At 60.0% G+C, this 15,549-nt stretch carries 20 protein-coding genes; 17 read left to right on the forward strand and 3 right to left on the reverse strand.

Annotated elements, in window-relative coordinates:
• The first annotated feature begins 498 nt into the window (after nucleotides 1-498).
• Nucleotides 499-1,245: a hypothetical protein gene (locus PRI8871_RS16065; protein ID WP_245897894.1), complete on the forward strand. Its 747-nt coding sequence runs from the start codon at nucleotides 499-501 to the stop codon at nucleotides 1,243-1,245.
• Between the two features lie 120 nt (nucleotides 1,246-1,365).
• Here PRI8871_RS16065 and PRI8871_RS16070 read toward each other — a convergent pair whose 3' ends face one another.
• The 3 genes from PRI8871_RS16070 to PRI8871_RS16080 all read right to left on the reverse strand — a co-directional run bounded on the left by PRI8871_RS16070 (nucleotide 1,366) and on the right by PRI8871_RS16080 (nucleotide 2,404).
• The gene (locus PRI8871_RS16070) at nucleotides 1,366-1,593 is read right to left on the reverse strand and encodes a hypothetical protein (RefSeq protein ID WP_108887232.1); all 228 of its coding nucleotides are present in this window, start codon (nucleotides 1,591-1,593) and stop codon (nucleotides 1,366-1,368) included.
• Nucleotides 1,594-1,761: 168 nt separating this feature from the next.
• Nucleotides 1,762-2,019 carry a helix-turn-helix domain-containing protein gene (locus PRI8871_RS16075; RefSeq protein WP_108887233.1) on the reverse strand — a complete coding sequence of 86 codons (258 nt, stop codon included), beginning with the start codon at nucleotides 2,017-2,019 and terminating at the stop codon, nucleotides 1,762-1,764.
• A 124-nt stretch (nucleotides 2,020-2,143) separates the two neighbouring features.
• Nucleotides 2,144-2,404 carry a hypothetical protein gene (locus PRI8871_RS16080; protein ID WP_108887252.1) on the reverse strand — a complete coding sequence of 87 codons (261 nt, stop codon included), beginning with the start codon at nucleotides 2,402-2,404 and terminating at the stop codon, nucleotides 2,144-2,146.
• A 203-nt stretch (nucleotides 2,405-2,607) separates the two neighbouring features.
• Between PRI8871_RS16080 and PRI8871_RS16085 the strand changes: the two genes are divergently transcribed.
• Genes PRI8871_RS16085 through PRI8871_RS16155 form a run of 16 tightly spaced genes read left to right on the forward strand, consistent with a single transcriptional unit; the run spans nucleotide 2,608 to nucleotide 15,516 of the window.
• Nucleotides 2,608-2,961: a hypothetical protein gene (locus PRI8871_RS16085; RefSeq protein WP_093994220.1), complete on the forward strand. Its 354-nt coding sequence runs from the start codon at nucleotides 2,608-2,610 to the stop codon at nucleotides 2,959-2,961.
• A 43-nt stretch (nucleotides 2,962-3,004) separates the two neighbouring features.
• The gene (locus tag PRI8871_RS16090; RefSeq protein WP_108887234.1) at nucleotides 3,005-3,619 is read left to right on the forward strand and encodes a lytic transglycosylase domain-containing protein; all 615 of its coding nucleotides are present in this window, start codon (nucleotides 3,005-3,007) and stop codon (nucleotides 3,617-3,619) included.
• On the forward strand, nucleotides 3,616-3,909 hold the full coding sequence (locus PRI8871_RS16095) for a TrbC/VirB2 family protein (protein ID WP_093994218.1): 294 nt from the start codon (nucleotides 3,616-3,618) through the stop codon (nucleotides 3,907-3,909). Before PRI8871_RS16090 ends, PRI8871_RS16095 begins: the two co-directional genes overlap by 4 nt.
• The gene (locus PRI8871_RS16100) at nucleotides 3,902-4,180 is read left to right on the forward strand and encodes a VirB3 family type IV secretion system protein (protein ID WP_035252740.1); all 279 of its coding nucleotides are present in this window, start codon (nucleotides 3,902-3,904) and stop codon (nucleotides 4,178-4,180) included. Before PRI8871_RS16095 ends, PRI8871_RS16100 begins: the two co-directional genes overlap by 8 nt.
• 34 nt (nucleotides 4,181-4,214) lie before the next feature.
• Nucleotides 4,215-6,545 (forward strand): VirB4 family type IV secretion/conjugal transfer ATPase, encoded by a 2,331-nt coding sequence (locus tag PRI8871_RS16105; protein ID WP_245897902.1) that lies wholly within the window; start codon nucleotides 4,215-4,217, stop codon nucleotides 6,543-6,545.
• Nucleotides 6,542-6,709 (forward strand): hypothetical protein, encoded by a 168-nt coding sequence (locus tag PRI8871_RS19695; protein WP_168770630.1) that lies wholly within the window; start codon nucleotides 6,542-6,544, stop codon nucleotides 6,707-6,709. Before PRI8871_RS16105 ends, PRI8871_RS19695 begins: the two co-directional genes overlap by 4 nt.
• A gap of 55 nt (nucleotides 6,710-6,764) precedes the next feature.
• Nucleotides 6,765-7,853, forward strand: a complete 1,089-nt coding sequence (locus PRI8871_RS16110; RefSeq protein WP_108887236.1) for a lytic transglycosylase domain-containing protein — start codon at nucleotides 6,765-6,767, stop codon at nucleotides 7,851-7,853.
• On the forward strand, nucleotides 7,853-8,662 hold the full coding sequence (locus PRI8871_RS16115; protein ID WP_108887237.1) for a type IV secretion system protein: 810 nt from the start codon (nucleotides 7,853-7,855) through the stop codon (nucleotides 8,660-8,662). The genes PRI8871_RS16110 and PRI8871_RS16115 overlap by 1 nt, the downstream gene beginning before the upstream one ends.
• A 17-nt stretch (nucleotides 8,663-8,679) precedes the next feature.
• A complete protein-coding gene (locus PRI8871_RS16120) occupies nucleotides 8,680-9,333 on the forward strand; it encodes a VirB8 family type IV secretion system protein (protein WP_071974116.1) in 654 nt (217 codons plus the stop codon).
• 2 nt (nucleotides 9,334-9,335) lie between these two features.
• The gene (locus PRI8871_RS16125; protein WP_108887238.1) at nucleotides 9,336-10,031 is read left to right on the forward strand and encodes a TrbG/VirB9 family P-type conjugative transfer protein; all 696 of its coding nucleotides are present in this window, start codon (nucleotides 9,336-9,338) and stop codon (nucleotides 10,029-10,031) included.
• A complete protein-coding gene (locus PRI8871_RS16130; protein ID WP_108887239.1) occupies nucleotides 10,028-11,407 on the forward strand; it encodes a TraB/TrbI/VirB10 family type IV secretion system protein in 1,380 nt (459 codons plus the stop codon). The genes PRI8871_RS16125 and PRI8871_RS16130 overlap by 4 nt, the downstream gene beginning before the upstream one ends.
• Nucleotides 11,408-11,411: 4 nt before the next feature.
• Complete coding sequence (locus PRI8871_RS16135) at nucleotides 11,412-12,398, forward strand: ATPase, T2SS/T4P/T4SS family (protein WP_089963177.1); 987 nt, start codon at nucleotides 11,412-11,414, stop codon at nucleotides 12,396-12,398.
• Nucleotides 12,395-12,586 carry a DUF4177 domain-containing protein gene (locus tag PRI8871_RS16140; protein WP_089963179.1) on the forward strand — a complete coding sequence of 64 codons (192 nt, stop codon included), beginning with the start codon at nucleotides 12,395-12,397 and terminating at the stop codon, nucleotides 12,584-12,586. Before PRI8871_RS16135 ends, PRI8871_RS16140 begins: the two co-directional genes overlap by 4 nt.
• Nucleotides 12,586-12,999 (forward strand): hypothetical protein, encoded by a 414-nt coding sequence (locus PRI8871_RS16145; protein WP_089963180.1) that lies wholly within the window; start codon nucleotides 12,586-12,588, stop codon nucleotides 12,997-12,999. The genes PRI8871_RS16140 and PRI8871_RS16145 overlap by 1 nt, the downstream gene beginning before the upstream one ends.
• A 12-nt stretch (nucleotides 13,000-13,011) precedes the next feature.
• The gene (locus PRI8871_RS16150) at nucleotides 13,012-14,088 is read left to right on the forward strand and encodes a TrbL/VirB6 family protein (protein WP_108887240.1); all 1,077 of its coding nucleotides are present in this window, start codon (nucleotides 13,012-13,014) and stop codon (nucleotides 14,086-14,088) included.
• A 30-nt stretch (nucleotides 14,089-14,118) separates the two neighbouring features.
• On the forward strand, nucleotides 14,119-15,516 hold the full coding sequence (locus tag PRI8871_RS16155) for a hypothetical protein (protein ID WP_146188700.1): 1,398 nt from the start codon (nucleotides 14,119-14,121) through the stop codon (nucleotides 15,514-15,516).
• Nucleotides 15,517-15,549 lie beyond the last annotated feature (33 nt).

Raw genomic sequence — 15,549 nt, forward strand, 5'->3', positions numbered from 1 at the left:
GGCCCACAGTTGATGGCAACACTCACAATGACTGATGCAACCGCAACTATTGAGTATGAACCTCAGACCGGATTTCTCTACCCGTTCACCTTCGATTGTTCTTCTATTGAAAAACTAATCTGTGTGACCGTCAATCGGTGGTCTCTACATGCAATATCCTTTGAGTATCCTTCATACGCAATTACGCTTTCAGTGCTCGATAGAGAAGCGTATGGCACTGCGGCGACAAATACCACAATCAGATTATGGACAATCATTAACTGTGTCGGTGACACTGAGTTTGACTGGCTCAGTCGGAGACCATAGCGTTACAATCCGCAGTTTGCGGGCCTGTGCTTCGGGAGCCAGAGTTGCCGTTTGATGTGCGACGGTAGACGTAGTCCAGAACGGTCCATTTGAATTAGAATGAACATAATAAACCTTACGCGTATTTATACTTATTGTTGCGGTAGTATATTATCGTATGTATGCTGAGCCTTGTTGCAAAGGGCCCTCAGCATGCGTCATCTACTCAAGAAACTCCTCCCCTCGTTCGCAGTCGCTTTGGCTGTGGCGGGTCTTTCGCTGCCGATGGCCGCCCGCGCGCAGACCTACCCGATCGATTGCGCGATCCTCTTGTGCCTGTCAGGCGGTTGGCCTGCTTCCGTGCCATGCGCCAGAGCTCGCGCCGAATTCATCCGACGCATTACGCCATGGCCGGTGGAACCGCCGCTACAAATCTGGCGCTGTCCTATGGGTGTTTCCTATGAGACTGCCCCAGCACCAAGCAGTGCAGAACGCATCTTTGAAGCGTTCTTCCAGAACAACAACACTGGACCGCGACAATCCTTTCCAGCGCGCGATGCCGCTGACCCAATTGAGGCTGCATGGCGCACTCCAGAAGCCCCAGATGACCTTGTTCGCGCCGATCGGGCCCTTCGGCTTGTTCAGGACCGCGCGGACATCGACATTAGCGGACCTGAATTCAACTTCGTACGATCCATCCGAGTCTTTGATGTCCGGTATGCCCGACAGCACGAATCCGGTCGTGATGGTGACTGCAACCGTAGCGCCACCGTGGTCCTCGGCACTTATGGCATCCAAGGTGACTTCGCCTGGCAGAGGTCTTCCATAGCCGCCCTACCAGCCGACCATGTCGGTCTCGAACGCTGGGGCCAGAATTGCCCCGGCATCTATCACCGTTCCGTGTTCGTCGATTGGCGTGACTATGAGGGCAATTATGGGTTTGAGCAGGTAAACTACTGACCTACCGCTGCATTGGCTGGCCACGGAACCCGGCTCCTTTGAATTGTACGACGGCACCGCTTACGCATCGCGGTCCACAGGCTATTTGGCGTTTCGGCAACCACTGCAGGCTCTCTGTCCTCACCCGCCCTCGTCACTTCCGATCCGCGTGAGCGCGTCGAAGTCAATTTCCTGTTTCTGTTCCGCAGTGAGATCCGGCCGGATTTCCGACACCGGTTGGGGCCCGTGGACGTCCCACATCACCGCATGCGCGCCTGTAGTCCAGCGATAAACCCAACCAACAACGCTGCACCCATCGGTCCCGATCAGATTGGCGATCGCGACGCCCTCACCTTTATCATCGTTCACTGTTTACTGACTTCCTGCACTGTGGCGCTGAATTTGCGGCATGGTGTCATAAGGCGCTCACTCGCGCCGCAGGCCGCACGTGGTGGATGTTGGCTAACTGCTCTTCATTGAGGTAGCTGATCTCACGCGGGGACATCCAAAGCAGAACGCCCCAGAATTGCATTGTTTTCAAATCTTGTGGTCGGGCTCCGTGGCGGCTTCGACGATCGCCAGAACCTCCGATAAGTCGAAGCCAAGCGCCCGGGACAATACGATGAACTCGACAACGTCGATCCGTCGCTGGCCACTTTCAATGCGCGCCACGAGAGACTGATGACAGTCGAGCCTGTCCGCCAAGTCTTTCTGCCCCTGACCCGCGTGTTTTCGGGCCTCGACCAAAGACTGACAAAGGGCCAGATGCCCGGTACTCCAGATTGTTTTCGACACGCGTCACATACCTTTTGTGACGTCGCTAGCGGATGAAATCTGTTATCTAAAAAGTAGATATTTGAGGGTGTTATCGGCGTCTGGTTTCCAAGGGATGCAAGTCTGATGCATGCCCAGTGGCCCATCAATCCCCCACCAGTTCCAGAAACCGCCCGTAGTCCTGACTGACTTCGCGGGCTTCTTCGAAAGCACGCGCACGCTCCTGTTCGAGGCAGCGGAAGTAGTCCTGAATGTCCGCGATGTAGACCTCAAAGTCCCGCCGGATGATGTCGGCATAATCCGTAGCCGCTTGCGAATCGCTGGGAACGAACGGCCGGACCGGGGCGAGACAGGATTCTGCGTGGCTTGCAGCCGGAACGAGCAAAAGCAGTGCTACAGACTGCATGCCCACCCATCGGCTCAACCGCAGGTTTCTGAAACCCCTATTTTCCTTGATAGACGCCAATGGCCGTGCCTAGAGTTTGAGTAACCGAGATACAGCCGTATCTGCCGCATTATATCTTGCGGATAATAATATACTATCGTAACTCTGGGCTTCAAGTGGGAATGCCCGGGCGTTGCGCGTTTGAAGAAAGCGTGAGCCGGGCCATGAACTGGGACATCGAAGCACCAAATGTGGTTACGGAAGCACGTTTCCGCGAACTCGTGGAAAGTGGCTATAGCGCAGAAATCCTGTGTCAGGAGTCGGCACATAAGAAGGGCCCCAGCTATTACGGGGTCTGGATCATGCGTGTGGTCTCTGACGAGGGCGTGGAAAAGCTGCTGGTCACAGCCCGTACCCGAACGACCTATAACGACATCAAGATCCGCGAGTTCAAGACCATTACGGGCGTGGTCTCCTTCCTTATCGGGATCGGCTTCTCCCATGCCGATGTCCCGCTCGAGGAAGGCCAGCGGACAACGCACAAACTGGCTACAACCGACAAGGGCGGCAGCAAGTAGCCTTCTCCTTTTCTGGTATCTCGCAGGTCCCGCCACAGCGCAAATGGTACTGGTCATGGAGAGCGATGGCTCTCTGACCCCGTCCCGCTCCCAGGACAGCTTTGCCCGCAATTACAATGACGGCATTGGCCAGGGGTCCGCTGCTGATGAGCTGGCGATCCTCGGTGAGATTGACGTTAAGCCAGACGAAATCCAGATAGCAGCCCTCTCGCGGCCCGCTCCCCTGCCCCGTGCCGAAGTTCTCTCGGCCATCGAGGCCACCGCCCTCCGCTATGCCAGTCATCCCGGGCTGCGCCGCACGGATCTCTCGGTTCGTGATTGGCTGACGCTCTACCGTGCCAATATCGAAGTCGAGAGCGCCTATCGGCAGGATGCGGTCTCGAGCGCTGGCGCCATTGGCCTTGGTCAATTGATGCCAGCAACCGCCCGCGATCTCGGTGTCGATCCACGCGATCCGCTTCAGAACCTCGACGGCTCCGCCCGCTACCTCGCGATGATGCTGGAGACATTCGGCGATCCGCGTCTGGCGCTGGCTGCCTACAACGCCGGACAGGATGCAGTGCGCCAATACGGCGGCATTCCCCCCTACCGAGAAACCCGGAACCACGTGGCCCGAGTCATGGCCGTCGTGGCCCGATTGCAAGGAACAAATTCATGAAACACATATCCAACCTGTTTATTGCCTCACTCGCGCTGTTACTGCTCATTGCAGAACCGGCTCTTGCGCAAAGCATCGATCTCTCGCCGATTCAGAGCCTGTTGCAAGGCATCGTCGATGCGCTGACCGGCCCGCTTGGCGTTGTCATCGCCACGCTGGCCGTGCTCGGCGTTTTCTTGAGCTGGTTCTTCAACATCATCGATCTGCGACAGGCGCTCTGGGTTCTTGTCGGCATCGCCGGTGTTGCCGCCGCTCCCACCATCGTTGCCGCGGTCTTCGCCGGTGGCTGAGCGATCGCCCCTCTTTCTGGGTCTCGTGCGCCCACCGAAGCTTCTGGGCCTGCCCATCATGTATGCGATGGTCTGGCTCTTTGGCTCGGTGCTGCTTTTTGTCTGGATCCAGCACATTGCGGTGCTGGGCGTGGCCGCCCTGCTCTACCCCGTGCTTTGGAAGGCCGCAGACTGGGACCCGCGCTTCATCGACGTGATGATGACCGCGTTGCAGGAGACGCCACCGACGCGGAACCGTTCCATCCATGGCGGGGACAGCTATGCACCCTAATACAGCCTTGGACGAAACGCTCGATCTCCGCACGATGACGCCCGACTGGTATGCCCGCGAAACTCGCCTCGCGCATATGCTGCCTTACGTCAGCCTGGTCGATGACCGCACCGTACGGACGCGGGTGAACGAGCTCTTCCAGTGCATTCGGCTCGACGGGGTCAACAGCTACACGACGGATGATGCCTATCTCGACAAGGTGACGGCGCTTTTTGCCCGGATCATCGCGCAGCTGGGGCCGGAGTTCAGCTACTACGTCCACAAGGTCTCGAAGGCGATCACGCCGGACCTCGAGCCAGTGCGCGAGGACAGTTTTGCTGGAGAAGTTGACCGGCTCTGGCGCAAGAAACTCGAGAGCAGTGGCCTGCGCGACAAAACCTTGACGCTCAGCGTTATTCATCGCCCGCCTCCCAAAAGCGTCCTGCCCTTCCTGAACCGCAGCGCGCCAGACCGGCTGAAGGAAGCAACCGAGAAGCGTCTGCGTCGTTTGGGCGAGGCCGTAAGTGTGTTCGTGTCGGGCCTGACGGAGCTGAATCCGCGCGTCCTGTCGGCCAAGAGTGGCGCGTTGATCGGGTTTCTGGGAGCCCTCAACACAGGTCAGGAACTGCCGCTCTATCCGACAAACACCTACGGCTTTCTGTCATTCAACGTGGCCAACACGCGAGTGACGTTTCAAGGAGATCACTTCGAGCTCTCCGAAGGCGTCGTCGGCCATCGCTACGGCAAGAGCTTCACCATCGGGGAATACTCCGAGGCCACCTCCTGCACCATGTTCGACATGCTGAACCTGCCTGTCGACATGATCGTCACGCACTCCTTCACGCCGATCAACTCGAACCTCATGGCGGGTCGGATCAAACGGCAAAAGCGCCAGATGCAGGCCTCGCAGGACGCAGCCCTGTCGCTCATGGAAGCGCTGGACATCGCCGCCGACGATCTTGAGGCCAAACGCCAAAGCTTCGGCGAGCACCACATGGTCGTGACGATCTTCTGCGATACGCTCGACGAGCTGCAAACACTCAGCGCCGAGATCGTCAACGCCGCCGCCGCCGAAGGCGTGAAGATGATCGGCGAGCGGGTCGCGGCTAAAGCGCATTACCTCAGCCAGCATCCCGGCAACCAGCCCAAGCGCGTGCGCGCCAGCGCGATCACCAATCGCAACTTCGCGGATTTTGCGGCGTTTCATCGGACCCAGCTCGGCAAGCCTGCTCAGAAAACCCCCTGGGGCAAGGTCATCACCTATCTGCCCACGCCCGAACAGAGCGCTTACCGATTTTCCTATCACGAGCAAGGCAGCCCCGACAAAGAACCGACCAGCGGGCACACCTTGATTATGGGTCGGCCCGGATCGGGTAAATCGGTGCTTTCCGCATTCCTCATGACGCAGGCCCGTCGCGCAGGGGCGCGGATCTTCGTCTTCGATTACCGTCTCGGTATGGAGATGGCGGTCCGCGCCAATGGCGGGCGCTACGCCTCCCTGAACGCCGGCCAGCCCACGGGTCTCAACCCGCTCTGGACAGAGACCGATGCGCGCGGCACCGCCTGGCTCTCGGATTGGCTCACAACCCTGCTCTACCGCGCCGACAAGCCGCTCACACCTGCGCAGACCAACCGCATCCAGGAGGTCGTCCGCCAGAACGCGCAAGCCGCAAACCCGGCCCTGCGGAACTGGCGGGATTTCGCATCGCTCTTTGTGTCCACCGACGATAGCGGCGATCTGCACCAGCGATTGCTCGAATGGACCGAAGAGGGCCGTTACGGCTGGATCTTCGGGCAGACGCTGGAAGACACCTTCTCGCTGGAAGGCGATGTTGTCGGTTTCGATCTCACCGGCATTCTCGACAGCGAGGCCGAGAAGGAACGCATGGCCGTGCTCTCCTATCTCTTCCGCCGGGTCGAGCGCGAGATCGAGGATCGCCGTCCCACGATCATCGTCATCGACGAGGCCTGGAAGGCGCTCGACAATGCGTATTTCGCCGAGCGGCTGTCTAACTGGCTGGTGACCGCGCGCAAGCAAAACACCGTCGCGGTTATGATGACGCAATACGCCAGCCAGCTCGAGCGCACCCGAACCGGCAAGACCATCGTCGAGGCAGTGCCGACGCAAATCCTCCTCCCGAACATCCGTGCCCACGCCGCCGATTACGCGATGCTGAACCTCTATGAGAAGGAACTCGATGTGCTTCTCAACACCGGCAGCGACAGCCGCCTTGCGCTGATCCGTGACGACCAGGGCTCCATCGTTGTCGATGCCGATCTGAGCGCCCTCGGACCCAATCTCACCATCCTCGGCGGCATGGAAAAAGGCGAGGCGCTCGTCGGCGCCGATTACCGCGACCGCCCTGATTTCTGGAGACTTTCATGACACGCATTTTGTCGCTTCTCGCCGCGCTCGGCGCGCTGGCCTCCTGCGCCCAGTACCAAGAACCGCAGGCCAATTGCTTCACCTTCCTGGCCTCGACGGCACCCACAGCACCTGATTGTATCTTCACGCCCCTCGGCGCGCCGGAGGGCGACGTTGAGGTCTAAGCTGCCCCATATCCTTGCGCTTTGCCTGCTACCCGGTCTCGCCTTGTCTCAAGGCGTGCCGACCAATGACAGTGGGCTGACCGCGCGTGACATCGTCGAGTCTGGCGATCGCGAGGCTGACTTGGCCGTTCAGGCGGATAAGCTCGCCGTACGCGAGCTCATCGCCGAGATTGAACGCGAGCAATTGGCCACCCTGCAGCGCATCCTCGATGCCCAGACAAGTTTTGGCGGTCAGGGCCTGCCGGCAATGGTCTCTGGTCTGGAAAGCGGCAGCGGCGATCCGGACCGTTCCGTCGAGGCGGTCTATGGCACAGGTGAGATCGATCCCAATCCCGGCGGTGCGCAGATGTTCAGGGATGCGGCAGAAAACATAGAGCAGCTCATCATCCGCGTGGCTCAGGAAACAAGCGGCTTTGCCGGTGTTGGCCGCGCGGGTCTCTCGCCGGTTCAATGGCGGGCTCTGCTGCAGGCGCTCATCTGGCAGGAAAGCCGGTTCACCATCGGTGCCCGCTCGCCGGTCGGGGCCTTCGGCCTTACCCAGATTATGCCGGGCACCGCCAGCGATCTCGGCATCAACCCGGAATACTATGACAGCCCCTATCTGCAGGTGCATGGCGGTGCTCGATATCTCGCGGCCCAGCTCAACACCTTCGATGGCAACATCATTAACGCGCTCGCGGCCTATAACGCCGGACCCGGCCGCGTGTTCGAATATGGGGGCGTGCCGCCCTTTGCCGAGACCCAGCATTACGTGTCGGTCATCCCTGAACGCTACAATCTCTATCTGAGCCGTATCGGAGGGATCGATGCGCTTGGCACGATCGATCCGGCGCTTCTGGCCAATGCCAACCTCTCGCTCACTGGGCACGGCGCGGCCTTTTATGGCAGCAACTCACCCGCCGCGATCAGGCAAGCCGCCATGCGCATCCGCGATATCGTCGAACGGATTTCCACTACCGAAGACGTGCAGGAAAGCATCGCGCTCAACACCTATGCCCGCGCCGAACTCGTTCGTCTCGTCGCCGCGCGTATTCGACTTCAGGCAGCGCGCACCCGCGTGCTTTCGGCCGAGGAATTGGCCCAGGCCAGCGCCCGCATGGCCGAAGGCGCGTTCATGGAATTCACGATTAGGGAGATAGACTGATGAGAGATTTACTCATGAGAACGGCCTTGGCCACGGCGCTTGGGATTGGCCTGCAACTTGCCACCCTCACCCCCGCCATGGCGCAAGGCGTGCCCGTCGTCGACACCCAGAACATCGCGCAAAACATCCAGCAGCTCCGGCAGATGATCGAAGACGAGATCCTGCAAAACGAGCAGCTGACGCAGCTCCGCGAACAGCTTGCCACACTCACGGACCAACTCGCGGAGCTGCAAAGAACTTATGAAGCACTCACCCGCCTTGCTGAGCTTCCCGAGATCATCCGCACGGAAATGGAAGATGAATTGAATGGTCTGCTCGACCAAGAATTTGGCGACATCCTCGCCACGATTGAGGCGATCAAGACTGGGGATTTCTCCGGCCTGTCCGGGTCCGGTGCGGGCGAGATCGAAACCCAGATGGATCGGGTGCTGGCCGATCTCGGCTTTGACGACGATACGCTTTCGGAAATGGCCACCAGCGGTAACCCGGGGGCCAACCGCGTGGCGACGCAGGCAACAACCGGCGCGCTCGTCTCAGCCGCTGCCCAGAACAGCTATGAAGATGCAGGCCAGTCGCTCGAACGCGTCGACCGCCTTGTCGGGCTTATCGACGACATGGACGAATTAAAGGAAAGCATTGATCTCAACACGCGCGTGACGGCGGAACTGGCCATTGCGCTGGTCGCCATGTGGCAACTCGAAGCCATCCAAACTGTGGGCGACGGCACGGGCGGCGTGATTGATGCCGCCACCATCGCCGAAGAGCAGCGCTTCATGGATTTTACCTTGCCAGACCTCCGGGCAGACTGATCGTGGGGGCATGACGGGTGGCGAGTGAACAAGAGATCATCGAGGAAGAACTGGTCTACGGTGCCCTGCGCCGTGAACGGCTTTGGCAGCGTCTGGGCCTGATAGGCCTTGTCTTCGGCATCATCGGCTGTCTGAGCGCAGCAGCAGTCTCGATCCTTGATGTCGACCCACCCCCCGTCGTTGTCCCCTATGATCCCGCCACTGGTTTTGCCCTGCCCGAGGCGTCCGTTGGGGCCACATCCGTCACCGCCAACCAAGCGATCATCGAGGCGGAGGTGTTCCGCTATGTGACCGACCGGGAGGTCTATAACCAGCTCGACAACGATCTGCGCATCCGCAGCGTTCTGCGCCGCTCGGACGGGGCCGCTGAGAGCGGGCTGCGCCAGATCTGGAACAGCGCCAACGAGAATTACCCGCCGACCGTCTATGGCCCCAACGCCCGGCTCGACGTGGAAATCCTCAGCATTAACCGGATCGGCACCAACCGCGCCACTGTGCGCCTGCGCAAGCGTCTGACCTCCATCAACGGCACCCAAACCGGGCTCTTCACTGCGACGCTTCTCTTCGAGTTCCGACCGGAGACCCGACGCTCCATCGATGAGGTCTGGACCAATCCATTCGGCTTCACCGTCCTCGAATATTCCATCCGCTCCGACAGATTGGAGAACTGACGTTGTCGTTTATAAGATCGCTTATTCTTGTCATTGCCCTGTTGCCCGACCTCGCCTCTGCCGAAGCCATCCCTCGTGGCGGTCCCAACGACAGCCGAGTGCGCTTGGCCACCTACCAGGAGGGTCAGGTCTACCGTCTCAGCGTGTCGCTCACCCATGTGACCACCATCGAGTTCGGCGAGGGCGAAAGCATCCGCTCGATCATCGCGGGCGATACGGAAGGGTTTGAGATCGATGGCGTGCCCGGCGGTCAGGCATTTGCAATCAAGCCCGTCGCGCGCGGTGTCCATACCAATGTGACCGTCTACACGAACAGGCGCAGCTACTATTTCAACGTCCAGGAGGTCCGCAGCCCAACCTTCTATGTGGTGCAGTTCCGCTATCCGGAGGACGCTGCGCGCCCGACCCGGGCCATCGCGGCCCAAGCGCCGAACTATAATTACGGTGCCAGCGCGCGGACCGAGTTCACGCCAACCCGCATCTGGGATGACGGGACGTTCACGTATTTCGCGTTTCCAAGAAACGCGCCTGTGCCCGCGATCTTCCGCTACGCGGGCGGCCGTGAACGCGCGGTCAACACGCAAACCCCTGAGGACGGCGTGATCCGCGTCAGCGGCGTGAACCGCCAATGGGTCCTGCGACTTGGCGAAGAGGTGGTTTGCATCGAGGCGATCCCGCCCGCGGAGGCCGCCTCATGAGCGAGACCGAAAACACCGAGCTGGAAAAACGCCTCGCCGCCCTTGAGAAAGTCAGTGCCCGCGCCCCCAAGGCGGCGCAGCGCCGGTCGCCCCTTCTCGCGCTGATCGTGGTCCTCGTCATCGGCGCGGGTGGTGCCCTGCTTTATCTCCTCTCACAACCCGAGGAAGAGGAGGCGCTGCCCACGGCCACGCCGGACGTGTTCCAGAACGAAGGCGACGGGTTCGGCGCGATCGAGACCCTCCCCCCACCCGAGCCCGAAGTCGTTCTGGTCGCACCGGAACCGGTGGAACCGAACGCCGAGCTTTTGGCACAACTCGCCGCCCTTCAGGCCCAGATCGAAGAGTTGCGCAATGCGCCCGAACCGGTGGTCGAGGAAGACACGGCGGCCGCCGAAGCCATCGATGCGCTCACCGCCCAGATCGCCGCCCTGCAGTCCGCCTCGGAAGCCGCGCAACAGCAGTTTCGCGATGAACTCACGGCGCGCGATCGCGAGCTGGAGCAACTCCGCATGGATCTCGAGCTGGCTCAGCTCGAGGCCAACCGCCCCCTCCCCGCACCCATCGGGCCCACCGAGGACGAGCTGCGCGCGCGGGAAGAAGAACGCCTGCGCCGCGAGGAAGACGCAAGACGTCTCGCGGAACTCGAGCGTCGCGCGGCCGAGGAACGTGCGTTTCAGGAACGCCGCATCACCTCGCCCACCATCGCCTTTGGCGGCATCTCCGGTGCAAATGAGACGGCGTTGACCGAGCGCACTTTTGGCGAGGTAACGGATTTCGTGCTGAATGGCGCGCTGCCCACGTCGGTGACGCAAGCCGAGGTCATCGCCAATCCTTCCAACACCATCATTCAGGGCACGATGATCCAGGCCGTCATGGAAACCGCTCTCGACAGTTCGCTGCCCGGCCAGACCCGGGCCGTCGTCTCCGAAGATGTGTTCAGTTTCGATGGTTCTCGGCTCCTGATCCCGCGCGGCTCTCGTCTTATCGGACGCTATCGCTCCGGCGTTGATATCGCGCAACGCCGCGTCACCGTCGCCTGGGACCGGATCATCCTGCCGGACAATCAAACCATCCAGATCAGTTCCTTTGGTGGCGATGAGCTTGGCCGGTCCGGCGTGACTGGCTTCGTCGACACGCGCTTTGACGAGCGCTTTGGATCGGCAGCGCTGATTTCACTGATCTCCGCCGCACCAAGCGCCGCCGCCGCAAATGTCCAGGACGAAACCGCCGCGGATGTGCTGGAAGACGTGGGCGATGATCTGGCCGATGCCACGGACAGCGTGATTGGCGACTACCTCTCCATCGGCCCCGTCATCTATGTCGATCAGGGCGCGCGCGTCACGGTGATGGTCGACCGCGATCTGGAGATGTTCTGAGCCCATGTCGCTGAGCTATCTCCAGACCTCGCTTGATCGGATCGATGCCGCCGCGCGCGACGATGTCATCGAGATATGTATCAACCCTGACGGCACCTGCTGGGGCGAATTCCAGGGCGATCATTTCATGCGGAAGCTGGATCAGACGCTGACCGCAACCGAAGTGAAGGACCTCGGCAACCAGATCGCTTCCTCCGCCAACACTACGATGAGCAAGGACCGCCCCATCGTCTCCGTCTCGATCACCTACAAGGGCCGCCCGATCCGGGCGCAGGTCATCACCCCGCCAGCCGTGCTCTCAGCCATGTCGATCAGCCTTCGGTTCTTCTCAAGCCTGCCGCTCGACGGGATCACCCTCGATTTCCTCTATGGCAAGGAACGCAAACTGGAAGAACTTCGCCTCGAGAAAACCCGCGAACTGCGCGAAGTGGTGGCCGCGGGCGCCATCGATGATGCACTTGCCTTCTGTGTCGACAACAAGCTCAACATGATCGTCTCGGGCGGCACGTCCACCGGCAAGACCGTCGCCGCGCGCAAGATCCTCTCGCACGTGCCAACAGAAGAACGCATCGTCACCATTGAGGAAGCGGCCGAGCTTCTGCCGACCCAACCCAATGCCGTGACCCTCATCGCCAACCGCGACGCGGAATTCCAAACCGCCGATGTGCTTCTGACCGCGACGCTGCGCATGCGCCCGGACCGCATCATCCTCGGCGAAGTGCGCGGCAAGGAGGCCATGACCTTCCTCGAGGCGATAAACACCGGTCATGGCGGGTCAATGACCACGCTGCACGCCGAAACCCCGCAACTTGCCGTGCAGCGCCTCGCAATCGCGGCGCTCAAGACCGAGATCCCAATGACCTATGCTGACATGATCCAGTACATCGAGAACTCCATCGATGTGATCATCCAAGCCGGTCGGAATGACGGCAAACGCGGCATCACCGAATTCTACCTCCCCGGCGCCAATGAGATCGGAGCTTCCCAATGAAGACCTTTGAATATGATATCCTCAGCTTTCCCATGACTCGTAAGACCAGCCTCGCTGACATGCAGGCCAGCCTTAATGCCAAAGGGGCAGAAGGTTGGGAGGTAGTGTCGATCAGCTCTTCGGAATTCGCCAACGTGGGACACACTGTCTTCCTGAAGCGGGAAACGACAGCTGGCGGCGCGGTCTGATGATACGTTGCGGGATCGATATCACTTTCGTCACTCTTGCTCTGGTACTGGCGGCGTCATCCTCCTTGGCCGAGCGCAACCTGGTCCCGAGCCTTGAGCGCAGTTTTGATGTTTGCCCGGACAGACCGCTGGAGTCCGAATGGATGCAAAACATACCATTGCGCCAAGCCTATCAGCGGGTTCTGGTTCAGGACATCTACCGCGCCCAAAACCTCGAGCGCATCGTCGAGACTGGCAACTGCGATTGTGAAATCCGGTTCCCCTCTTGGGACGCTGCCGAGGCGGTGTTTCGGGAAAGGTACGCGAGTGACGAACGATGGGAGATGCTGCAAGCCTCGGACGCCTACAACCGCCGCGCAAACGCTGCCCGCCCTGCCGCCAAGGCCATCTGCGAAGCCGCGGGCAATTGGTAAGGCAGCCCCGTCATGAGCGTCGTCACCTATTTCGTTGAAACCTCCCAGGGCTATCTCGACACCGCCGCAGAAACCCAGTTCGGGTCCGTCGCGGCGACAGTCGGCACGCTTCTGGTGCTGGGAACAACTCTGGTGGTGATCCTCGTCTTCCTGAACATGATCTACCAGTACAAGGCGATGGACGGGCGCATGGCCTTCTGGCTCGCGGTCAAGATCGGGCTCATCGGGATATTCGCGACCAACTGGGTGCAGTTCAACGCCCTCTCCTCCGCCATCCTGGCCGGCATCGACAGCATTGCGGGGGCGCTTGTCGCCTCGGTCGGTGGCGGAACCCCGGGTCCCTCTGGCACCTTTGCAGAAGAATTCGATCGGCTGATCGCGGAACTAGGGGACTATCTCAACGCCGCCGGGTCCGAGCTGAACTGGATGGCAGGGGCCATGCTCGACATTGTCGGGGTCCTCTTGCTCTCGATCCTCGGCGGGCTGGCCGCCTTCATCCTCGTGGCCTCCCGCCTGATGATCGCACTTCTGATCGGGATCGCACCGGTGATGATTTTTCTGACCCTCTTCGAGGTCACCAAGGACTATTTCGCGCGCTGGCTGTCGGCACTGGTTTCCTTCGCGCTCTACCCCATCGTCGTGGCCGGCGTGTTCGCGACAATCACGGGTGTCTCCTCCGCACTCATCGGCGAGCTTGGCGACCCGGAAGGGGCCTCAAACATCGGCGCGCTCATCCCCTTCTTCATGATGGTCCTCATGGCGAAGGGCTTCATTATCGCCACGCCGTTCATCGTTCGCGCGATCTCCGGAAACATCATGATGCCCGCCCTCTCAGGTGGTCTCGGCGGCGGTTACAGCTTCGCCCGCGCCGCCATGGGCAGCCAGCAAGCCTACAACCGCTACTTAATCGGTGGCGCAAGTGGTGCGGAATTTGCCGCCCTTAGAGCGCGGCAGTTCTTTGGTGTGCAGCAGATGCCAGTGCGGCAAGGCATGGGACAGACAGGTCAGGCAAGCGGCACAGGGTCACCGGGGGCCGGATCCCAGATGCTGGCGCAACTTGCACGTCTGGGAAGGCTGGGGCGGAGGTGATGAAGCTTTGTTTTGCGCGGCTACCGAGCCATGGATGAACGCAGGCCCCATAAACATTCACCAGTAAAAACGGTACCACTAGAGCGGGTTCAAGCAGTCCTGCGCTCAGCAGTGAATGGAAGATCTGTCGGGCTTGAAGAGGCAATACGTGTTCTGGACTGCGATGCGCATCATGCCAACCGCGTCTTGCGCCAGATGGCCGAGGCTGGGTACTTGGAGCCTGCCGACATACTTGAAGGCTTGTTTTGCTGGCAGCTAACCCCAAACGGAACTCGCCTGGCACTGGAACCCAAGCGAAAGCGTATCGGGCGCGATAAGGTTCAGACCATCATTTCTGAACTGCTTGCTCGGGCCAAGGTCATCAACAGCGATCCGAACCGCCTGCAACGTATCACATTGAAGCTGTTCGGCAGCGCGCTCGAGGAGCTTGACGACTATGGGGACGTAGATGTTTCGATTGCGTACATGCGGCGCCAGCTAAGCGATATCGAACGAGAGCGCATCGAAAACACACTGAAAGCCCGTGAAAGCAAGTCAGACCGCCAATCCTTTCACGGACGGCTCATGGGGGCGGAACGTCAGGATACGCGCGAGATCATGGCGTTCCTCAAAAAAGGTCTGCCACATCTTTCGCTCATGAATGATGATCCTATGGACCTCGGGACACCGTACCGCTGGCTGGTCGACCACGACGTGAAAACGGACAGACCAGTTGATGTTTCTGACGATATCGTTCGACCCAACGGGCCTTCGATCCTCGACCAATACCCGAGGAAACCGATACCGCCCATCACACTGCTTGAAGCACGACACAGAACCATTTCCGCGGATACCAAAGTTGCGATTCATGACTTACACATAGGTTTGGAGGATGCAGCCACGCTCGAGGAACAAATGTGGTCTCCGAAGGTCACGCGCGAAGGCGCTTTCATTGCCAATGACATCAGAAGTCAGAAGCGGGTCAAATTCGCCGGGTTTCAGCACCTATGTCCGATCTGGAAGAAAGACCTCGGCGGCGTAGCGATGCTGAAGGAAGCCCTCGACTGGTGCGATGAACATAAGGTTTGGGTCAGAGACCTATATCCGGGAGTTTCAATCCAACGGTCCGACCGGACACATATCATACGCCTCGGGTGGGGCCATGACCTGATCTATTTCAATGTCGGCGGTAAATCGACAACTGGGAGCCTGCTGCCCAGAAATAGAACACGCGTTTCCAAAATTGACTTGGCCGGAGCCTATGCGGTCGGAAGGGCACTTTCGAAGATGTATGATGAAAGCAGGTCCGCGAAAATGCCATGGTTCAGCGCTGACATTTTGCTTCCGTTAGTCGAGCTAGACAGGCCTCCAGATTTCCCTCGGCTGCATAAAACGGGCGCGTTTAGAGAAGGTGCATTTCAAGGTCTGCGGGAGATCACCTTCTTCTGAGCCGGGATCATACCCCCGTGTGCACCAACGGGC

It is taken from the genome of Pseudoprimorskyibacter insulae, from assembly GCF_900302505.1.
Lineage (GTDB): Bacteria > Pseudomonadota > Alphaproteobacteria > Rhodobacterales > Rhodobacteraceae > Pseudoprimorskyibacter > Pseudoprimorskyibacter insulae.

Excerpts from the sequence above, each read along its gene's own strand:
- PRI8871_RS16095 (WP_093994218.1), top strand. The coding sequence starts at position 3,616 with ATGAAACACATATCCAACCTGTTTATTGCCTCACTCGCGCTGTTACTG.
- PRI8871_RS16085 (WP_093994220.1), top strand. The coding sequence starts at position 2,608 with ATGAACTGGGACATCGAAGCACCAAATGTGGTTACGGAAGCACGTTTC.
- PRI8871_RS16140 (WP_089963179.1), top strand. The coding sequence starts at position 12,395 with ATGAAGACCTTTGAATATGATATCCTCAGCTTTCCCATGACTCGTAAG.
- PRI8871_RS16130 (WP_108887239.1), top strand. The coding sequence starts at position 10,028 with ATGAGCGAGACCGAAAACACCGAGCTGGAAAAACGCCTCGCCGCCCTT.
- PRI8871_RS16135 (WP_089963177.1), top strand. The coding sequence starts at position 11,412 with ATGTCGCTGAGCTATCTCCAGACCTCGCTTGATCGGATCGATGCCGCC.
- PRI8871_RS16115 (WP_108887237.1), top strand. The coding sequence starts at position 7,853 with ATGAGAGATTTACTCATGAGAACGGCCTTGGCCACGGCGCTTGGGATT.
- PRI8871_RS16065 (WP_245897894.1), top strand. The coding sequence starts at position 499 with ATGCGTCATCTACTCAAGAAACTCCTCCCCTCGTTCGCAGTCGCTTTG.
- PRI8871_RS16105 (WP_245897902.1), top strand. The coding sequence starts at position 4,215 with ATGACGCCCGACTGGTATGCCCGCGAAACTCGCCTCGCGCATATGCTG.
- PRI8871_RS16150 (WP_108887240.1), top strand. The coding sequence starts at position 13,012 with ATGAGCGTCGTCACCTATTTCGTTGAAACCTCCCAGGGCTATCTCGAC.
- PRI8871_RS16155 (WP_146188700.1), top strand. The coding sequence starts at position 14,119 with ATGGATGAACGCAGGCCCCATAAACATTCACCAGTAAAAACGGTACCA.
- PRI8871_RS19695 (WP_168770630.1), top strand. The coding sequence starts at position 6,542 with ATGACACGCATTTTGTCGCTTCTCGCCGCGCTCGGCGCGCTGGCCTCC.
- PRI8871_RS16090 (WP_108887234.1), top strand. The coding sequence starts at position 3,005 with ATGGTACTGGTCATGGAGAGCGATGGCTCTCTGACCCCGTCCCGCTCC.
- PRI8871_RS16080 (WP_108887252.1), bottom strand. The coding sequence starts at position 2,404 with ATGCAGTCTGTAGCACTGCTTTTGCTCGTTCCGGCTGCAAGCCACGCA.
- PRI8871_RS16145 (WP_089963180.1), top strand. The coding sequence starts at position 12,586 with ATGATACGTTGCGGGATCGATATCACTTTCGTCACTCTTGCTCTGGTA.